This is a genomic window from Pedobacter frigidisoli (assembly GCF_004331675.1).
In the GTDB taxonomy this organism is placed as follows: Bacteria; Bacteroidota; Bacteroidia; order Sphingobacteriales; family Sphingobacteriaceae; genus Pedobacter; species Pedobacter frigidisoli.
This window is the reverse complement of the sequence record NZ_SJSN01000007.1, coordinates 103,444-123,629: the sequence shown is the minus strand read 5'-3', so window position 1 is coordinate 123,629 and position 20,186 is coordinate 103,444. Positions and strand designations below refer to the sequence as shown.

At 36.9% G+C, this 20,186-nt stretch carries 12 protein-coding genes; 3 read left to right on the top strand and 9 right to left on the bottom strand.

Features of this window, described 5'->3' with window-relative positions:
• Positions 1-211 precede the first annotated feature (211 nt).
• The 6 genes from EZ449_RS10470 to surE form a co-directional block, all read right to left on the bottom strand.
• On the bottom strand, positions 212-1,216 hold the full coding sequence (locus EZ449_RS10470) for a LacI family DNA-binding transcriptional regulator (RefSeq protein ID WP_131558421.1): 1,005 nt from the start codon (positions 1,214-1,216) through the stop codon (positions 212-214).
• A 195-nt stretch (positions 1,217-1,411) separates the two neighbouring features.
• On the bottom strand, positions 1,412-3,067 hold the full coding sequence (locus EZ449_RS10465; RefSeq protein WP_131558419.1) for a RagB/SusD family nutrient uptake outer membrane protein: 1,656 nt from the start codon (positions 3,065-3,067) through the stop codon (positions 1,412-1,414).
• An 11-nt stretch (positions 3,068-3,078) separates the two neighbouring features.
• Positions 3,079-6,255, bottom strand: coding sequence for a SusC/RagA family TonB-linked outer membrane protein (locus EZ449_RS10460; RefSeq protein ID WP_225872286.1), 3,177 nt, complete (start codon positions 6,253-6,255; stop codon positions 3,079-3,081).
• Positions 6,256-6,438: 183 nt separating this feature from the next.
• The gene (gene lpxB, locus EZ449_RS10455; protein ID WP_131558417.1) at positions 6,439-7,548 is read right to left on the bottom strand and encodes a lipid-A-disaccharide synthase; all 1,110 of its coding nucleotides are present in this window, start codon (positions 7,546-7,548) and stop codon (positions 6,439-6,441) included.
• An 81-nt stretch (positions 7,549-7,629) separates the two neighbouring features.
• The gene (locus EZ449_RS10450) at positions 7,630-7,902 is read right to left on the bottom strand and encodes a stationary phase survival protein SurE (protein WP_131558415.1); all 273 of its coding nucleotides are present in this window, start codon (positions 7,900-7,902) and stop codon (positions 7,630-7,632) included.
• 10 nt (positions 7,903-7,912) lie between these two features.
• On the bottom strand, positions 7,913-8,758 hold the full coding sequence (surE, locus tag EZ449_RS10445; RefSeq protein ID WP_131558413.1) for a 5'/3'-nucleotidase SurE: 846 nt from the start codon (positions 8,756-8,758) through the stop codon (positions 7,913-7,915).
• A 222-nt stretch (positions 8,759-8,980) separates the two neighbouring features.
• Here surE and EZ449_RS10440 point away from each other — a divergent pair, with 222 nt between their 5' ends.
• Entirely contained in the window at positions 8,981-11,914 is a 2,934-nt protein-coding gene (locus EZ449_RS10440) for a M16 family metallopeptidase (RefSeq protein WP_131558411.1), read from the top strand.
• 243 nt (positions 11,915-12,157) lie between these two features.
• Here the strand turns inward: EZ449_RS10440 and EZ449_RS10435 are convergent, their stop codons facing one another.
• Entirely contained in the window at positions 12,158-13,207 is a 1,050-nt protein-coding gene (locus tag EZ449_RS10435) for a glycoside hydrolase family 130 protein (RefSeq protein WP_131558409.1), read from the bottom strand.
• 67 nt (positions 13,208-13,274) lie between these two features.
• Complete coding sequence (locus tag EZ449_RS10430; protein ID WP_131558407.1) at positions 13,275-13,460, bottom strand: CsbD family protein; 186 nt, start codon at positions 13,458-13,460, stop codon at positions 13,275-13,277.
• Positions 13,461-13,658: 198 nt separating this feature from the next.
• On the opposite strand from EZ449_RS10430, the gene EZ449_RS10425 reads away from it, so the two are divergent.
• The gene (locus EZ449_RS10425; RefSeq protein WP_131558404.1) at positions 13,659-16,670 is read left to right on the top strand and encodes a SusC/RagA family TonB-linked outer membrane protein; all 3,012 of its coding nucleotides are present in this window, start codon (positions 13,659-13,661) and stop codon (positions 16,668-16,670) included.
• Positions 16,671-16,684: 14 nt separating this feature from the next.
• The gene (locus tag EZ449_RS10420) at positions 16,685-18,052 is read left to right on the top strand and encodes a RagB/SusD family nutrient uptake outer membrane protein (protein ID WP_131558402.1); all 1,368 of its coding nucleotides are present in this window, start codon (positions 16,685-16,687) and stop codon (positions 18,050-18,052) included.
• Positions 18,053-18,124: 72 nt separating this feature from the next.
• Here EZ449_RS10420 and acs read toward each other — a convergent pair whose 3' ends face one another.
• The gene (acs, locus tag EZ449_RS10415; protein ID WP_131558400.1) at positions 18,125-20,020 is read right to left on the bottom strand and encodes an acetate--CoA ligase; all 1,896 of its coding nucleotides are present in this window, start codon (positions 20,018-20,020) and stop codon (positions 18,125-18,127) included.
• Between the last annotated feature and the right edge of the window lie 166 nt (positions 20,021-20,186).

Here is a 20,186-nt window from a genome sequence, read left to right as displayed (position 1 = left end):
ATGAATGTTTGGATAAACGTTTTACTCAGTTTAACCTACCATCCTTTTTTATCCTGAAATTGAATGAAAACCGTGGGAGATAATTTCTAGTTTAAATGGCTTATAATCGCTTAAAGCCAAATTAACGTAAAACGTTTTACTAATTCAATATTAGAGAAATTAAAAAGATATTAAAACAGGATTATGTAACATTTGAGTTACGACAAAACAATTAATCTCGGATGATTAATTTAGCGGGAATGATGATTTGTTGATGCTCTAATTTAGCTTTAGAGGAAAGTTGCTTAAGGATTAATCTGATTACATTTTCTGCGATTTCCTCTAACGGCTGTTGCACTGTAGAAATACCAGGTGTGTGGAGTTCGAAAGCTTCATGATCATCATAAGCAATAACAGAAAAGTCATCACCAATTTTTTTGTTAATTTGCTTAAGCACCTTTAAGCCGCTAATGGCTAAATAGTTAGTCGCAAATAAAACAGCATCAATCTTTTGGTTTTTAAAAAGCTCCTTAATTTGGTTAATGGTTTCGGCTTCATCTTGGTTAAAATGTATTTTCAAAATTAAATCATCATTAGCCTTAATTCCATTATCTTCAAGTGCTTTTTTATAACCTTCGCAACGTTCGGTAATTTGTTGAACGTTAATATCAGTAGTTACCAATGCAATGTTCTTTTTTCCTTGTTGAATAAAACTTTCTACAGACTGATAGGAAGCATTAAAATGATCGGCACCTACATAACTCGTATTGATATCTGGCAAGTTTCTATCAAAAAATATTACCGGGTTTCCATCATTAATCAGCATTTGCACATCTTCCTCAATGCCCTTGATTGGCGAAATAATGTAAGCATCTACCTTACGGGATTTAAACATATTGATTAACTCCTTTGCCTTATCAACACTGTTTTCGGTACTCGAATAAATAATTTTATAGCCCTTTTTATAGGCTTTATCCTCTATTAACCTTGCTATTCTGGAGAAGAAAGAGTTAGAAATGTCTTCAATAATTAAACCAATGATGTTAGAATTGCCAGTTCTTAGGCTTCTGGCAATTTGATTTGGCTTGTAACCACTTTCCTCAATAATTTTTTCTACTTTCTCTATTACAGCTTCACTTATTGATTTTTCTTTGGCCTTGCCGTTTATAATAAAGGAAACTGTGGTGATGGATACGTTTGCTTTTACAGCTATATCTTTGATAGAAAGCGATTTCATTTGGTTGTAGTCTATTGGGTTGATCTATTTCAAAGCTAAAAAATTTGTGCTTTATAATTAGAACCCTGTTTATAAAAACGCAATTTAACATTTTTTATATTAATCGTTTTAGAAAGATTAATTAAAGCTTTTTGTTTACTAAGATTCGGCTAAAAAACAAAAATGGGCACCGTTTTGGCACCCATTTCTAACTTTTTAATACCCAGGATTCTGGGTTAATTTTGGATTTAAATCTCGTTGTCTTTGTGGAATTGGATAAAGCGCTTTTGTGGCAGCAGATGGGGTATGATCCCACCATGTACCGGTATTAAACTTGCCAAACCTTATTAAGTCATCTCTTCTAAAACCTTCAAAGATAAATTCTCTACCGCGTTCCGCCAAAAGTTCGTTTAAGTTTAAGCTTGCCACTGTATACGCATGATTTGGCCAAGTAGCTGCTGTGTAGGCTCTTTGTTTGCAGGTATTAATTAAGCTTACGGCATCTGCGGTAGCATTACCTCCATTTTTACGCATCAAAGCTTCAGCCTTTGCAAAATAAACCCAGGTTAAGCGGTACACATTCCAATCGGTATTATTATAATTTGCATCAGATGCAACCTTAATACCATTTACAACCCCAGGAATAGAGTTACCCAATTTGTATTTATTGAAGCGCACGCCACTATTCTCTTCTCCTTCACTCATATTTGATACGGTAGATCCTTTTGAGTTTTGCTGAATATTATCAACAAATACTAATGGCTTACCGGAATATTCAACGGTACCGGTAACAGGCGAAACGCCGTCTGCAAACTTCACCTGTGGACCAAAAGACAGCCAAGTTGTTTTGCGAAGATCATCTGCATCGAAAGTTGTGTAAACTCCTGGAATTACGACAACCCCATCGTTTCCATTTCTTCCACCGCCATATATATCTTTCTGTGCGAAATGATAAAATTCGCTAGTCCAAGATGGTTCGAATCTTGCACGAGCAAAATCGTAAGCAATAGAGAAAATCACCTCGTTAGATAAATCATTTGTATTTTTAAATTGATCTGTAATATTTGGATCTAAAGCCATTGCTCCGTTTTGTCCTCCAGCTTGATTATTTATTAATTGATCAGCAGCTGCTATACAATCATCCCAACGTGCCGTACCAGACCAAACTTCGGCGTTCAAATATAATTCTACCAACATTGCATATCCACTCGCTTGGCTCATTCTTCCCAATTGTGCCCTAGAGAGTTTCGGAACATTATTGATATTGTCCTTAATTTCCTTTTCTACAAAAGCAAAAACATCCTTTCTGCTTGTTGTTGTTGGATAAATTGGATTAGCTGGGTCAGCAGGCTCGGTTGCAATAGGAACACCTCCAAAAAGATCCATCAATTTCAAGTAATGAAAAGCTCTTAACAGCTTTAATTCAGAAACATATGAATTCTTTTCTTCTTGCGTAATTCCCATAGCCGAAATATCACGCGTACTAATATTGGCAATTGGATCATTACAGAATCCAACACCGCCATACATCAGCGACCATGCATTGTTAAACCCATCCTCATCAACTGTCCAGGTGTGGTAATGCAATCTTTTCCATTTACCACCATCTTCTCCATGCGGACCTTTAGTAGGCCAAGCCAATTGATCGCCCGAAAGCTCGGCTGGGCGCCACCAACCATCTTGTCCTGACGGCGTAACCCACGCATTAGCATGAGTGTATGGCCTTAAAACGGCAGATAAAACCTCGTTTTTATTGGTATAAAACTTATCAGCTGGAATTTGATCATAAGCATTTTCATCCAACTTTGTGCAGGCAGATCCTACGCTAATCAACAGCACTAATGCGGTATATAATATTGATTTGTTTTTCATTGTCTTAGAATTTAAAAGCCTACATTAACACCAAAAAGAAATGATCTTGTGCTTGGATAGGCACCCCTACTATCAACACCTGGGCCTAGGCCCGTATCTTGAATAAAGTCTGGATCATTACCAGAATATCCTGTTATTGTAGCTAAATTTTGTCCAGTTGCGTAAACACGCAGGTTACGAATAAGCTTAGTTTTTAACTTGAAATTGTAACCAAATGTTACCTCATCAATCTTAACATTTGTACCATTTTCTATATAATAATCAGAGTACATAAAAGTATCCTTGATTTGGCTGTACTTCGGATCAGTAAAGGCTGCACTTAAGTAATTCGAGCCCTTGATGGATTGATTACCATAAGTTAAGGCGGTAGCATTTAAAATTTGATAATCAAATTTTCCCCTTAAAAAGATCCGTAAATCGAATTGTTTGTAAGAAAAGTTTGCCGTGTATGAAGCGTAATACTTCGGAATTGCATTTCCAATTGGCGCAAGATCTGTTAAGTTCTTATCCTTCGAAATATTGATTTGATCATTAAGCACAGCAACGCCGTTTCTATTGTAAAATAACCATTTTCCCGCTGCGTTAAAACCAGCAAATCTTTTACCATAAAACACGCCCAGATCTTCACCCTCATAGGTTGTAATGGCATCGCCCAATGCGCCTGCACCACCTATACCAGCAAAGGTTTTGTACTTTACAGCGTAAATATCGTTGGAGTAAGAATCTAAAGTGTTCTTAATCGTACTACCGGTAAAGTCCATGCTAAAAGTAAAATCTTTGTTCTTAATTGCTTGATAAGTTAACGCAAGCTCTATACCTTTTGATGAAATTTGACCAACATTAGCAAATATTGAATTTTGAACATAAGGTGGTTGCGGCGTTGTGTAGGTATCTAAAAGATCTTTCGTTGTTCTCTTAAATAAATCCAATGAGCCTGTTAGCTTGCTATTGAACATTGCGAAATCGGCACCGATATTAATTTCTCGCTTACTTTCCCACTTTAAGAATGGGTTTGCGTTTCTACTAGGCCCGTAAGTTTCGCGGTAGATACCATCGGGATAAAGGTATTTACCACCAGTACCCAAAGTTACTCTTGATGCATTATTCTCAAAGCCAGAATTACCAGTAACACCATAACCTACTCTTAATTTAAGGTTGTTAATAAACTTAGCGCTTTCCATAAATTTTTCTTCGGAAATGTTCCAACCTACAGATACTGCTGGGAAATTCCCCCACTTATTGTTGTCACCAAATCTTGATGAACCTTCACGTCTTAGAATAAACTGAGCCAAATACTTTCCATCAAAGGCATAATTTACACGACCAAAAAAAGCAATTAATGTATTGTCATTCTTAAAACTGCCTAATGAGGCCTTTCCAAGTGCTAATGCCTCGCCTTGATTTAAATTATCCTCATTAAATTGATCATTTAAGAAACCTCTATTACTGGCATCCGATCCTTCTTCAATATAATAGCGATAACTATAACCGGCAACAGCAGTAATTGAATGTTTACCCAAAACTGTGTTGTAAGCTAATGTTGGTTCTAGCGCAAATGCTTGCGATAAAAAATTACTCTTGAAAGCATACCCTCCATTAGCAAACTCAGTATTTTCTACAGAATTTTCACTTGCCAAAATTGCGTAGCCACCATCAATGTAACTATTGCGCTGTACGGAACCAAATATAGATGCCTTTAAGCCTTTAATGATATCTAAATCGGCTTTCATATCGGCACTCGATGTTTGCTGTTTGCGGTAATTTGTCTCTTGAAACAAACGAGCATACTGGTTTGTACTTTGATTATCGAAATAATACGAACCATCTGAATTAAAGATTAAACTCGTTGGATTTTTCGCAGCTTCCTCTTCCCAACCACCACCACCTAATAAATTGGCGTTATTGAAATTGGTTGCTAAGTTCATTTGAACATTCAGTTTATCATTTAATCCTTTCTGGTTTACATTTAAACGAAGTGTATATTCTTTACGTCCATTTTCTTTTGCAATTCCTTCTAAATCACGATAGTTTATACTTGCTCTATAGCTCGTTTTATCTGTTCCGCCAGAAAGCGCCAGATTGTGATTTTGGGATAAGTTGCCATGATTTACCAATAAATCATACAAGTCATTATTTCCACCTCTATCAATTGCATCAATTTGTTTTGAGGCAATTTTTGCCCTAAACTCATCCGCAGTTAAGAAATCTAATCGATTTTGGATATATTCCTTGCGGATATAACCAGAATAATTAAATGTTGGTGCACCAGGTTTTCCTTTTTTGGTTGTAATTAAAATTACGCCGGCATTGGCACTAGTACCATATATTGCAGCACCCGAACCATCTTTTAAAACATCTACAGATAAAATGTCATCCTGTGTAAGTAAATCTGGATTTCCTCCCGGAATACCATCAATTACAAAAAGCGGACTTGCACTTCCTGTAACAGAAACTACTCCACGTAATTGTACGCTAGGGCCAGAATTTGGATTTGAGCCACTTGCCCTAGTAATGTTTAGTCCCGCAACCTTACCCTGAATAAGATCTATGGCACTTCTTGCGCCACCTTGCCTAAACTGGGCAGTATCTACGTGCGTAACCGACGACGTGACTTCCTTGGTTTTCAGGGTTCCGTAACCGACAACAACTACATCATTGAGGTTTTGGGCACCAGACGGAACCAAACTCACCACTAAAGGTGTAGCGCCGTTTCCAGCTGGCATCGATTTCGATTGATAACCAATATAGCTGAATACCAGAACATCGGTTGGCGCACTTACATTAATACTGAATTTACCGTTTTCTTGCGTTACGGTTCCGCCGGTTTTACCCTGAATTTTTATACCAACTCCTGGTAAACCGAGTTTTTGTTCATCTACAACTGTTCCGGTAATTACCTTTTGAGCAGCGGTTGCACTTGGTGCAGCAGTTGGGGCTGCTGTTGCAGGCGCTGTTGGAACTGGTGCCGTAACTGGACTTGCACCACCCAAGGGATTTACGGGTGCTTTAACAGAATCGGCAGGTTTCACAACCGGAACTTTTTTGGTTGTGTCTTTTTTAGTTGTGTCTTGCTGAAAATAATAGAGACTGTAATTTTTCTTTTCGCTCTTTAATTTCGCAAACAACTGGGGGCTTGAAAGTAGGATCAGGCATAGGAAACCTGTCATCCTGGGTAGAATGTTTTTCATTGGCACTCACTAGTTTAGTTTATAATTAGTTACGCTTTGCGGCCAACTATTCACTTAATTAATGGAGCATTGAAAATTAATTAGGGATGATAAGGATTTCCGCAAAACGATTTAGTAACGCCTTAAAGGCACTTTTGTTTTGATAAAAATGGAACCTACCCTAAAATGTTACATTGAGGAAAATTATTTTAGCGCTAGATATGCCACAATTAATTTGGCTGTCTTTTCCGAAGCGCCGGGTGTTCCCATCAGGTTTAGTAGACCTTTGTAGTCGCTTAACATTTGGTCTCTACCCTCTCCATCAAGTATATGTACCAGTTCTTGGTTTAGCCTTTCGGTATTGCAATCTTCTTGAATAAGCTCGGTTACAATTTTCTTATTTACAATTAAATTAACCAATGAGATAAATTTAATTTTAACCAACATTCTTGCAATGGCGATAGAAATTGTTCCACCTTTGTAAACTACAACCTGTGGAATTTCGAATAAGGCAGTTTCTAAAGTTGCAGTTCCCGATGCTACAATTGCGGCATGTGTATGATGCAATAAGTTATAGGTATTGCTAAATAAAAGTTTAGCTTTTTTCGAACCAATAAATTGATGATAATAACTTTCGTTAAAGTTTGGCGCAGCTGCAATTGCAAAGATATAATCTGGATAATTCTCGGTGATGCTTAACATTGCTGGCAATAATCTTTCTATCTCTTGCTTTCTGCTTCCAGGTAATAGAGCGATAATTTTTTGATCGCCAATTAGATTTTTCTTTCTAAATTCCTCATCGGGTGTAAATTGGGCAATTTCATCCAAAAGTGGATTGCCAACGTAATCTACTTCCATTCCCCATTCCCTATAAAAATCGACCTCAAAGGGCAAAATGCAGAACATTTTATCTACAACACGTTTAATTTTCAAAACACGTTTTTGATTCCAAGCCCAAACTTTTGGAGAAATATAGTAACAAACCTTAATGCCATTTTCCTTTGCAAACTCAGCAATTTTAAGGTTAAAACCAGGAAAATCAATCAACACCAATACATCAGGCTGCCATGCTAAAATATCGTTCTTACAGGTTTTAAGGTTTTTAAATATTGTTCTTAAATTTAAAATCACCTCAGTAAAACCCATAAAGGCCATGTCGGCATAGTGTTTTACCAGTTCGCCACCTTCAGCCTGCATTTTATCGCCACCAAAATAGCGGAAAACAGTTTCGCTATCCTCCACCTTTAAGGCTTTCATTAAATTGGCACCATGTAAATCGCCTGATGCTTCTCCGGCTACGAGGTAGTATTTCATATATGATGTAAAATGGTTAATGGATGATGGAAAATGTAGTTGGAAATTCATCATCCATTTTACATTTGCCATCCTCCATCTTTAAAAAACCTTATAAGCAAAGAACATAAAAGCACACACAAATGTGGCTGCCAAAATTCCTCTGCCAATGTTTTCCTTATTGTATTTAAAAAAATATTGCATGGTGTAAGCATTAATGGCAATACAACCAATGTATAGTAAATCTGCTTTTGCTAAGGCGCTAACATGGTGAATGATATACCAAGCAATGGCACCTAAAATTGCAGGAATCAACAACCCAATCCCCAAACCAATCCAAGTAGAATTATCCAGCTTTCTTAATGTTTCGTTCATTTCTGCGGATTTAACCTAAATTAATTCCATCGGGAGCTGCTATTTTGTTTGGCGTTCCTTGAGTATTCGATTTGCCTCCTAAACCAAAATCCCAGCTGTTTAGCGTTTGAATAGCATGATGAGCAGTTAAATCAAACTGAACAGGAACTATAGAGACAAAATTATGTTCCAAGGCCCAAACATCAGTATCCTCGCCATGATCAAAATTTTGGAAAACGCCAGTTAACCAATAATAAGGTCGTTTGTAAGGATCCGTTCTTTCTTCAAATTCTTCCATCCATTTTGCATTCGCCTGGCGGCAAATCTTAATTCCCTTTAAATTATCCCCTTTCGGAAAATTTACGTTTAGCAATGTCCCATCGGGTAAGCCATTCGCTAAAACTTGCTCGCAAATGCTTTTGATGTATTTTTTGGTATGACTAAAATCTGCATCGGCAGCAAAATCATCCATAGAAAAACCTATTGATGGAATTTTCTCTATCGCTCCTTCCACCGCAGCAGACATGGTTCCAGAATACAGCACATTGATGGAATTATTCAATCCGTGGTTAATACCCGAAACGCAAAGATCTGGCTTTTTGCCTTTGAAGATTTTATTTACCCCAAGCTTAACGCAATCTACTGGAGTTCCGCTACACTTATACATTTCTACACCCTCATACAAATCAACCTTATCAAAGCGAATAGGCTTGCCGATAGTAATTGCATGTCCCATCCCGCTTTGCGGACTATCGGGTGCAACAACCACCACATTTCCCAATTCCTGCATTACATCCATTAAATTCTTTATTCCTGTGGCGGTAATGCCATCATCATTTACAACTAAAATATTGGGTTTTGTGCTTTGCTTTGTCATGCTGGTAAAAATACAGAATATTAAATTTAAGGCATAATAAACCTCAATTTTATATCCTAAAATGATTTATTCCTATCTTTTTAGTTGTGAAATATCAAATGCATTTCATTCCATAAAAGAAACGATATATATTTGGGTAAATAACTTATTAAATGTGATTTGGTAGCAAAAATATCCACAACTAACCTAATACCAACTCATTATCATAAACCAAGCGAATAAATGAAATTCAAACTATTTACACTAGCTTGTTTTCTAGTTACAGGTAGCTTTGCAAATGCGCAAACTGCTTATCAATGGAAAACAGGAACATCTGGCGGCTACAGCTATAAGTATGTAACTAACGACCCAACCAAAACCCGTTTTTATACACTAAAAAATGGCTTAACCGTTATTTTATCTCAAAATAACAAGGAACCTAGCATTACTTATAAAATGGCTATTAGGGCTGGAAGTAATACCGATCCAAGAACAAATACTGGATTAGCACATTATTTAGAGCACCTTTTGTTTAAGGGAACTGATAAATTTGGAAGCTTAAATTATGCAAAAGAAAAGCCGTTATTAGATAAGATTGAGGCTTTATACGAAACGTACAACAAAACCACCGATCCTGCAAAGCGTAAGGAAATTTACAAGGAAATTGATAAAACATCTGGTGAGGCTTCAGGTTATTCTATCGCCAATGAATACGATAAAATGATGAAAGCGATTGGTAGTAATGTTACCAATGCGCACACTTCTGTAGAGGAAACGGTTTATGAAGAGGATCTTCCATCAAACGCGATCGATAAATTTTTAGCCGTTCAGGCAGAGCGTTTCCGTGCACCCGTTTTCCGTATTTTTCATACAGAACTAGAAGCTGTTTACGAAGAGAAAAACATTGGTATGGATAACGACGGACGTAAAATGTACGAGAAAATGCTTTATGCATTATTCCCAACGCATAACTACGGACAACAAACTACCATTGGAACCATTGAGCATTTAAAAAATCCATCACTGGTAGAAATTAGAAAATATTACAACAAATATTATGTGCCAAATAACATGGCGCTAATCATGTCTGGTGATATTAGTTATGACGATTTGATCAAAAAAATTGACAAGGATTTCGCTTACATGGTTTCGAAACCATTAACACTTTATAACCCAGCACCAGAAAAGCCATTAACTCAAATTCAAAAAGTTGATATTTATGGGCCGAGTGCAGAAAACCTTTATGTGGCATACAGAGGCTTCGCTCAAAATACACATCAAAGCTTACTGTTGGATTTAATTGGCAGCGTACTTTCAAATGGAAAAGCAGGCTTAATGGATATCAACATCAACAAACAGCAAAAAATGTTGCGAGCTAATGCGGGTTATAATTCAATGAAAGATTATGGTGTTTTCATTTTATCGGGTTCGCCAAAAGCAGGTCAAAGTTTAGAAGAAGCTCAAAAACTTTTATTAGAGCAAATAGATTTACTTAAAAAAGGAGAGTTTGATGAAAGTTTGATTAAAGCAACTGTAGCAAATATTAAGTTGTCAGAATTACAAAGTTTCGATAATAATGATGTTCGTGCTGACGCAACAATGAATGCTTTTATTCAAAATCGTGGCACCGAATGGGATAAAACATTATCATCTACCGATGCTATGGCTAAGGTTACCAAAAAAGAGATTGTAGATTTTGCCAACAAATTCTTTATTGATAATTATGCCGTTTTATACAAACATAAAGGTGAAGATAAAAGTATTCTAAAGGTAGAAAAACCAACAATTACTGCTGTTCAAACCAATGTAAACGAAGTTTCTCCGTTCACTAAATCTATTGTCGATGCGGCGGTTAAACCCATTACACCTAAATTTTTAGATTACACAAAAGATCTTCAGTTTGGTAAAGCTTCCATTGCGGATGTTATTGCTATTCAGAATACTGAAAACGCTATTTTTAGAATGGGCTATCGCTTTGATATGGGTTCTTATAACTACAAGCTTTTGCCTTATGCATCTCAATATTTAGCATTCTTAAGCACCGATAAATATTCTGCAGAAGATATTAGTAAAGCATTTTACAATCTGGCATGCAGTTACAACTTAAACGTGGGTACCGATGTAACCACGGTATCATTGAGTGGTTTACAAGAAAATTTTGATAAGGCTGTGGCCTTGTTAGAGGATGTTTTGGCACATTGTAAACCAAATGAGCAAGCTTTAGAAGATTTAAAAGGTCGCCTTCTAAAACAAAGAGATAATGCAAAACTAAATAAGTCGTCGATATTGGGTGGCTTAATGAGCTATGCGCAATATGGAAAAGATAATCCATTTAATTATGGCTTAACGAATGATGAAATTAAGACCATGAAATCATCAGATTTGATTGACATTTTGCATAACCTTACCAACTACAAGCACACCATTACTTATTATGGCCCAAAAACGTTAGCAGCCTTTTCTGCTGATATTATAAAGGCACATCCGCTAGGAAAAGAATTTACTGATGCGGCACCAATGAAGAAATTTGTTTACACCAAAACAGATTCTAATAAGGTTTACTTTGCCGATTACGAGATGGTACAGGCAGAAATTCGTTGGGTACGCAATGGCGGATTATACGATCCTGCAAATGCAGCTAAAATTGCATTATTTAACAACTATTTTGGTGGTGGCATGGGCTCGATCGTGTTTCAAACCATCCGCGAATCTAAAGCTTTGGCATACTCAACTTTTGCCGTATACTCTTCTCCAAACAGTAAGGATAAAGAAAATACGGTTGTTGCTTACGTGGGTACGCAGGCCGATAAAATGAATGAGGCAGTTGCCGGAATGAATGAGTTGTTAACTGTTTTGCCAGAATCTGATAAGTCTTTTGCACTTTCTAAAGGCAATTCATTAAATGGCTTGGAAACTTCTCGAATCACTAAAGATGGTATTATTTATACTTATCTAGCCGATAAAAAATTAGGTTTCGATCACGATTCACGAATAGATGAATACGCAAACTTAAAGCCATTAACTTTTGCAGATGTTAAATCTTTCCATGACGCTAATCTTGCTAACAAACCTTACAATTATTGTATTGTTGCTTCAGAGAAGAAAATCAACATGGCAGATTTAGCTAAATTTGGTCCTGTTACTAAATTAAATTTAGAGCAAATTTTTGGATACTAGGAGAGCTTAAAGCAGAAAGACTAAAGCTTAAAGCACTTATTTTAAAAGCGTCTCGATTTAGTTCGAGACGCTTTTGTTATTTACAACAACTTCAGTTTTCAACTTAAAGATTTTATATAAAAACGAGCGTTAAGTTCTTTGTGGCTTAAGCAGTCCTGCCATTCGCTGTAGCCCTCATAGAAAAATTCGGGGCTGCCGCTGTTGTCAGGTTTATTTAACAGCGGCTTGTGTTTCAAGGAAAACCTATAAGTTGGTTAAAGTTGCCAAAATTTCCTCAATAGAAAATCTAGCACCACAAACAAATTCATCCGCAGCACCATAATAAATGGTAACCTCATCACCATTAATAACATGGCCGTTGGTAAATACCACCTCACCAAAAAAACCATTTAATTCATAATCTTTGCTCGGGCGCATAATTGGCTTATCCGTTTGGGCAATCACTTTCGATGGATCATTCAAATCCATTAAAAAGGCGCCTAAACAATATTGATTTTTATCATTTGCACCGTGGTAAATTTCTAGCCAGCCCTTTTCAGTCTTAATGGGTGCCGCTCCTGCCCCAACCCGTTTGCTATCCCAATTCTTGCTGCGTGTTTTTAAAATACATTGATGATTTCCCCAATGAATGCCATCAAATGATTCTGCTAGCCAGATATAATTACCGCCCAGGCCCACGCTACTTGGTCGGTGCATTGCATAAAATTTTCCATTTATAACCTCCTCGAAAATGGCACAGTCCTTATTATGTGGAGGAATAATCACTCCGTGGTGATCAAAAAATTTCCAATCAGTAGTTGTTCTCATTCCAACGCAAACGCCATGTTCAGAAACAGCGGTATAGGTTAGATAATATACATCATTGATTAAAGCAACCCGACAATCCTCAATTCCAAAAACCTCATCAGGCCCCTGACCCTGCAGCAATGGGTAATCCTGAGGTTGATAAAAGTTAACCCCATCATCACTACAAACCAATCGGAGATGCGAAAGTGTTGTTAAGTAATCGGCACCCTTATAATTAATCACTCGTGGATCATCAGCAATTAAATCAGGATCGCTTTCCTTAATCTCAATGATTTCAATTGCTTCGTTGTCTAATATAGGAAAAGAGATTATCCCCTTCTTTTGCTGTGGTCTTTCTGCTACACGGAGAAGTAACCAAGTCTTATTTTGAAAAGTAAAAACACCTGGATTTAAAAGACAGGCGATTTCCAAACCTGGTCTGCTTGGAACTAAATCTTTTGGTAATAATATTGGATTTTCAGGAAAACGACTAGCAAGATCTTTCATGGCTACTATTTTAAACCAAACGGGCGATCAAAATTTGATCGCCCGTAATTATAATGAATTGAAAAAACTACAATGAATTAATCCACTTAACAAGTTCATCTCTTCCCTTGCCTGTTTTTTGTTGAAGCTTACCTAGTAACTCATCATCTTTTCCTTCTTCGTGAGTTAAATCATCTTCAGTTAAGTCGCCATAAGCTTGTTTAACTTTTCCTTTTAGCTCGTTCCACTTTCCTTTTATTTCTAACTTATCCATTTTATTAAAATTTAGTGTATTAATCGATTATTATTATACTAATTGAACAACTACACCAAAAAAAAGTTTTGAAAACAAGCGTTAAACTGTTCAAACCATATAAAGAAAATATTCCTCAAGGTTTTATTTGTTTTTTTCGTTACATTGAAATATCATTTCCTAAATAAGTAAAACATTATTAACTAAAATTAAAATTTGATGAAAAAACTACTATTAAGTATGATTTTATCTTTCGGTTTGATTTCAATTGCTTTCGCACAAAGCAGAGTTATCACCGGAAAAATTACATCTGGTAATTCTGGGCCAGTCCCAGGTGTTAGCGTATTTGTAAAGGGATCACCAGCAAATGGAACACAGAGTGATGCAGCAGGTAATTATACACTCACTGTTGCAGATGATGCAAAAATTCTCGTTTTCAGTTTCATAGGTTACAAAACAATGGAGATGGCGATTACAGGCCAAACTATAAATGCCAATTTAGAAGAAGACAACACTACGCTTTCTGATGTTGTGGTGGTGGGTTACGGAACGCAAAACAGAAGAGATGTAACTGGATCGATTGCTAGGGTTACTGCTGCCGACATTAAAGATAAGCCCTTGACTACTATAGAAAGTGCATTACAGGGAAAAGCACCAGGCGTTTTCATTAACTCAAGTAGCGGTAAACTTGGGCAAGCCTTACAAATCAGGGTTAGGGGAATTTCATCAATCTCGGCAAGCAATCAACCTCTATTTGTAATCGATGGTGTGCCAATAGTAACTGAGGCATTAGGTACTTATACCGAAGCTGATAATCCATTAGCGGCAATTAGTCCCGATGATATTGAATCAATGGAAGTTTTAAAAGATGCAGCATCCGCAGCCATTTACGGTGCAAGAGGCTCTAACGGAGTTGTACTTATCACAACGAAAAAGGGTAAACAAGGAAGAACCAATATTGATTTTGGATATTATGCAGGCTTTAGCGACCCAACAAGAAAGGGTGAGTTTTTGAATGCTGATCAATACCGTCAATTGTTGGATGCAGCTTTTAAATATAACAACTATGATGATGGGGATTATGAAAATGCCGCAGAAATGTGGGAAGACTACACAGGCACAACCGATTGGACAAGCACCAATAACACAAGCTGGGTAGATGCAGCTTTTCAGCGAGGCCATACACAGCAATATAGCTTAAATATTAATGGTGGTGATGCCAAAACAAGATTTATGCTTTCTGGAAACTATAATAATAATGATGGGATTATTGTTGGCAATAGGTATGTTCGTACGGGTGGAAGATTGAGTTTAGATCATACAGTTTCTAAGATATTGGATGTTGGTGGATCTATTAATATATCAAAAGTTGATAACTACCGTATCCCTACAGATAATGCCTTTTCAAATCCATTGCAATTGAATGCCTTACCTCCTATCTCACCTATATTTGATAATAATGGAGACCTAAATAATTCTACAGTTTATTACAATAATTTAATTGACATACAAAACGGCAAAAACCTATCTACTACTTATAGAACTTTTGCCAATGCGTTCGCAAGCTTAAAAATTACACCAGATTTGGTTTTTAGAAGTGAATACGGCTTTGATTTCAACAACCTTGAAGAAGAACAATTCTTAGGATCAAAAACCCAAGACGGTGGCAGCACAGGTGGCTATTCTTCAGACTATATGGCTAAGTCTATAAATTTCAACACCAATAATACCTTAACCTATAACAAAACCTTTAATGAGAAACATAGCTTAAATGTATTAGCGGGTTTTGCATTTCAAGATACCAAATTCAGGTATTCATCAGTTGAGGGTACCACGCTTCCATCCGATAGTTTCACAAAGATTGCCAGTGCCGCAATCATTTCAGCTGGATCTTCCTCAGAAACAAGACATACTTTTATTTCCTATTTGGCTAGAGTGAACTATAAGTATGAAGAAAAATATTTGTTAAGTGCTTCCATTAGAACGGATGGTTCATCAAGATTTGGTGTTAATAGTAGATATGGAACGTTCCCTGCAGCTTCTGCCGGCTGGATAGTTAACCAAGAAGAGTTTCTAAAATCTAGCACCTGGTTAAGCTTGTTAAAACTTAGGGCAAGTTTTGGTTTAACAGGTAATGCTGAAATAGGCGATTTTGCTTCTAGAAATTTATATAGAGGTGTTAATTATGCTGGTATTGGTGGTACTCGTCCTAGTCAGTTAGGAGATCCGAACTTAAGTTGGGAAACCACTAAAAACTATAATATTGGTTTAGATTTTGGCTTGTTTTCTGATAGAATTTCTGGAACGGTTGAGTATTACAAAAAGAAAACAACGGATTTGTTGTTAAATGCTCCTATTGCAGCAACAAATGGTTTTTCATCAATTGTTCAAAACATTGGCGATATGCAGAACCAAGGATTGGAGTTCTCGCTAAGCACGAGAAACTTTGTTGGTGAGTTTAAATGGTCTACATCTTTTAATATATCCCTAAACAGAAATAAGGTTCTTCGTTTAGTTGATGATCAACCTATTTACACAGGAGGAAGATTTTTAGGGAGAGTAGCAGTTGGTGAACCGTTGGGCTATTTTTATGGAAAAGCCTATGCAGGTGTTGATCCTGCCAATGGTGATGCATTATATTATATAGATGCATCTAGATCAGCTACCACTAATGATTACAGCATTGCTCAAAACCAAAAGCTTGGCGATCCTAATCCTAAATACTATGGTGGTTTGGGAAATCATTTCTCATACAAAAATTTTGATTTAGATGTTCAGGCACAATTTGTATCAGGTAATGATATATATAACATGGCTGGAGTTTTTCAATCTGCAAATGGTGATTATTTCGATAATCAAACTATTGATCAGTTAGATTATTGGACGCCAACAAACACGGTTACGACAATTCCACAACCTCGCTTTAATGAGGGTAATGGAACAAGCCCATCGTCAAGATGGATTCAAGACGGCTCTTACCTTAGGATAAAAAGCGTAACGCTTGGTTATAACTTACCAAAAGGCTTTATCAACAAATATAAATTGCAAAATGTAAGAATTTTTGCCTCAGCCCTTAATTTATTTACTATAACCGGTTATAAAGGTTACGATCCAGAGGTAAACACACCTGGTGGAGCATCTATTCAATCCGCAAACATTCAATTAGGACACGATTTCTATACTCCACCACAAGCGAGAACAATTACTTTTGGTGTTAACATAGGCTTATAATAAATACTTGAAATATGAAAAATTATAAAAATATATTAGCTGCTTTTTTGATTGTTTTCAGCATATCAAGCTGTAAAAAACAATTGGAAATAGACCCTAAACAAAATATTGATGCCAGTGTGGCATTAAATACTACGGCAGATGTGCAGAACGCATTAACTGGGGCTTACACTTTCTTAGCCACTGGCGATTTATATGGCACAAACCTGGTGTTTTTGCCAGACATTTATGCAAGTGATAATTATTTAACTTGGAGAGGTAGCTTTACCACGTACCGCAATATTGCTAATAAAGCAATTGTATCAAACAATGCCGATGCAACTAGGACCTGGATAACTGCTTACAGTACTATCAATACAGCCAACATTGTTCTTTCAGCATTAAATGTTGTAAGTGATGCAGATACCAAAAGTGTTATAGAAGGTAAAGCTTTATTTATAAGGGGAATTATGCATTTTGAATTGGTTAGGCTATATGCATTACCTTATGATGCAGCTGGATCTAACACAAATTTAGGCGTTCCAATTGTTACTAAAGCGGTAAAAACGATAGATAATGTAACCAATAATGTAGCTAGAAATACTGTTTCTGAGGTTTACATCGCTGTAGAGAATGATTTAAAATCAGCCATCACTAAACTAGCTGCCGTTAATGATCAATATGCCGCTAAAGCATTTTTAGCTCGGGTTTATTTGCAAGAAGGTAAATACAGTTTAGCCAGAGATATGGCTAATGATATTATTACAAACAGCCCATACACCTTAATCACAAATTCACTCGAGGCTCCTTTTAGAACAAAAAATTCAAGTGAGGGGATTTTTGAAATTAAGCAAAACGAACAAAGTAATGCCGGAACATCTAATGATGGCTTAGCTACCTTTTATGCAAGCTATCGAAATAGTACTGGTGGAGATGTAGGCAGAGCTGATGCACTTGTTAACACAACTTTTTATAACTCATTTGAAACCGACGATAAAAGACAAACAGAAATGATTTATGAAGGAACAGGTGCTAGAACAGGTTACTTCACTAAAAAATGGTATAGCTTCTATGACAATATTCCAGTTTGTAGAGTTACGGAACAATATTTAATAAGAGCTGAATGCAATTTCAGATTAGGCACTACTATTGGCGCAACTCCTGCTAGCGATATTAACACATTAAGAACAAGGGCAGGGCTTGGCAATGTGGTGCCAACGTTAGCTATTATCTTGAACGAACGTGAAAAGGAATTAGACTATGAAGGCTTTAGACTTCATGATTATAAACGAACTAAACGCTCAATCGGAACATATGTTTACAATGATCCAAAATTGGTTTTCCCAATCCCAGATCGTGAGATAAATGTTAATAAATCTTTGAAACAAAATCCTGGCTACTAAATTATTTACGGCTAAAAAAAAATGCCCTCCAGTCTATCTTGGAGGGCATTTTTATTTAACATGTAGTATAAATTAGATCTTCTTCGCAGCTTCAATAATCTCCTCAACTACTGCCGGATCTAACAAGGTAGAAGTATCACCTAAATTGGTGGTTTCACCTTCGGCGATCTTACGTAAGATACGTCGCATAATTTTTCCTGATCTTGTTTTCGGTAAGCCCGAAACGAATAATATTTTATCTGGTTTGGCAATGGCACCAATTATTCTGGTTACGGTCTGCAAAATATCCTTTTTAGTCAGTTCGGCTTCGCCATGCATCTCTGGATTAATCACAAAGGCATAAATCCCTTGTCCTTTCACATCATGCGGATAACCAACCACAGCACTTTCTATTACTCCAGCATGCATGTTTATCGCGTTTTCTACTTCTGCTGTTCCAATTCTATGTCCAGAAACATTTAGCACATCATCTACCCGACCAGTAATTCTATAGTAGCCGTCCTCATCTCGCATGCAGCCATCGCCTGTGAAATATAAGTTTTCATAAGCTGAAAAATAAGTTTGCTTACAACGCTCATGATCACCATAAGTAGTACGCAACATTCCTGGCCAAGGAAATTTAATACAAAGATTTCCACTTACACCGTTGCCCTCAATCTCTTTTCCATTTTCATCAACCAAAATAGGCTGAATACCGGGCAGTGGCAAGGTTGCGAAACTTGGTTTAGTTGGTGTTACAGTTGCAATTGGCGAAATCATTATCCCTCCGGTTTCTGTTTGCCACCAAGTATCTACAATTGGTGCTTTACCGTGACCGATCTTTTCATCGAACCAATGCCAAGCTTCTTCGTTAATGGGTTCTCCTACAGATCCTAAAACACGAATTGAACTGAAGTCTTTTCCTTGAAGCGGTTCTTCTCCGAAACTCATTAACGAACGGATGGCCGTTGGCGCAGTGTATAATGTATTTACTTTGTGTTTTTCTATAATATCCCAAAAACGAGATGGAGTTGGATAAGTTGGAATTCCCTCAAACAAAAGTGAAGTTGCACCTTGAGAAAGCGGTCCGTAAACGATGTAAGAATGACCAGTAATCCAACCAATATCTGCCGTACAAAAATATACTTCGCCAGGCTGATAATTAAATACATTGGAGAAAGTATAGCCAGCATAAACCATATAACCGCCACATGTATGTACAACGCCTTTTGGCTTTCCGGTAGAGCCTGATGTATAAAGGATGAAAAGCATATCTTCTGCATCCATTTCCTCTGCTTCGCAAATATCGTTAACATGCTTCACTTCATCTTCCCACCAAACATCCCTACCTTTTAACATCGAAACTGGCGTACGAACATGGGTTAACACGATGCATTTCTCAACCGTTGGGCAACCGATCAAGGCATCATCGATTACATCTTTTAGTGGAATTTGTTTACTTCCGCGATAAGCACCATCGGCAGTTATTACCAATTTACATTGAGAATCGTTAATTCTATCTGCGATGGATTTAGCCGAAAAGCCCCCGAAAATAACGGAGTGTACAGCTCCAATCCTGGCACAAGCTAAAACAGCAATGGCCAATTCTGGTACCATTGGCATGTAGATACAAATACGATCTCCCTTTTTTGCACCATTCCTTTTTAAAACATTGGCAAAGCGACAAACACGTTCGTGCAACATTTTATAAGTATAAGTAACGCTTTCTTCTTCAGGATTATTAGGCTCCCAAATAATGGCTGGCTTATCTCCGTTAGTAGCCAAATGGCGATCTAAACAATTCTCTGTAATATTAAGCTTAGCACCTTCGAACCACTTAATGTTGGGCTCTTGGAAGTTCCACGATAAGACCTTAAACCATGGTTTGCGCCACTGAAAATTTTGCGCAACCTCACCCCAAAACTGTTCAGGGTTTTCTACGCTTTTTTTATAATCTTCTTCGTATTGTTTAAAGGATGTAATTTGCATTGCTCGTTTATATGTTTTGGATTAGTAGCGGCTAATTTAAATAAATAATGATAACGATAAATATTCAAATCGTATCAAAATGAATACGCTTAACCGATATAAAAAATATATGAAAATATTTACCAACCCTCTTGCCTTTTTCAATTATTATTCAGATATTTGCAGA

Excerpts from the sequence above, each read along its gene's own strand:
- EZ449_RS10470 (WP_131558421.1), bottom strand. The coding sequence starts at position 1,216 with ATGAAATCGCTTTCTATCAAAGATATAGCTGTAAAAGCAAACGTATCC.
- EZ449_RS10465 (WP_131558419.1), bottom strand. The coding sequence starts at position 3,067 with ATGAAAAACAAATCAATATTATATACCGCATTAGTGCTGTTGATTAGC.
- EZ449_RS10460 (WP_225872286.1), bottom strand. The coding sequence starts at position 6,255 with ATGAAAAACATTCTACCCAGGATGACAGGTTTCCTATGCCTGATCCTA.
- lpxB (WP_131558417.1), bottom strand. The coding sequence starts at position 7,548 with ATGAAATACTACCTCGTAGCCGGAGAAGCATCAGGCGATTTACATGGT.
- EZ449_RS10450 (WP_131558415.1), bottom strand. The coding sequence starts at position 7,902 with ATGAACGAAACATTAAGAAAGCTGGATAATTCTACTTGGATTGGTTTG.
- surE (WP_131558413.1), bottom strand. The coding sequence starts at position 8,758 with ATGACAAAGCAAAGCACAAAACCCAATATTTTAGTTGTAAATGATGAT.
- EZ449_RS10440 (WP_131558411.1), top strand. The coding sequence starts at position 8,981 with ATGAAATTCAAACTATTTACACTAGCTTGTTTTCTAGTTACAGGTAGC.
- EZ449_RS10435 (WP_131558409.1), bottom strand. The coding sequence starts at position 13,207 with ATGAAAGATCTTGCTAGTCGTTTTCCTGAAAATCCAATATTATTACCA.
- EZ449_RS10430 (WP_131558407.1), bottom strand. The coding sequence starts at position 13,460 with ATGGATAAGTTAGAAATAAAAGGAAAGTGGAACGAGCTAAAAGGAAAA.
- EZ449_RS10425 (WP_131558404.1), top strand. The coding sequence starts at position 13,659 with ATGAAAAAACTACTATTAAGTATGATTTTATCTTTCGGTTTGATTTCA.
- EZ449_RS10420 (WP_131558402.1), top strand. The coding sequence starts at position 16,685 with ATGAAAAATTATAAAAATATATTAGCTGCTTTTTTGATTGTTTTCAGC.
- acs (WP_131558400.1), bottom strand. The coding sequence starts at position 20,020 with ATGCAAATTACATCCTTTAAACAATACGAAGAAGATTATAAAAAAAGC.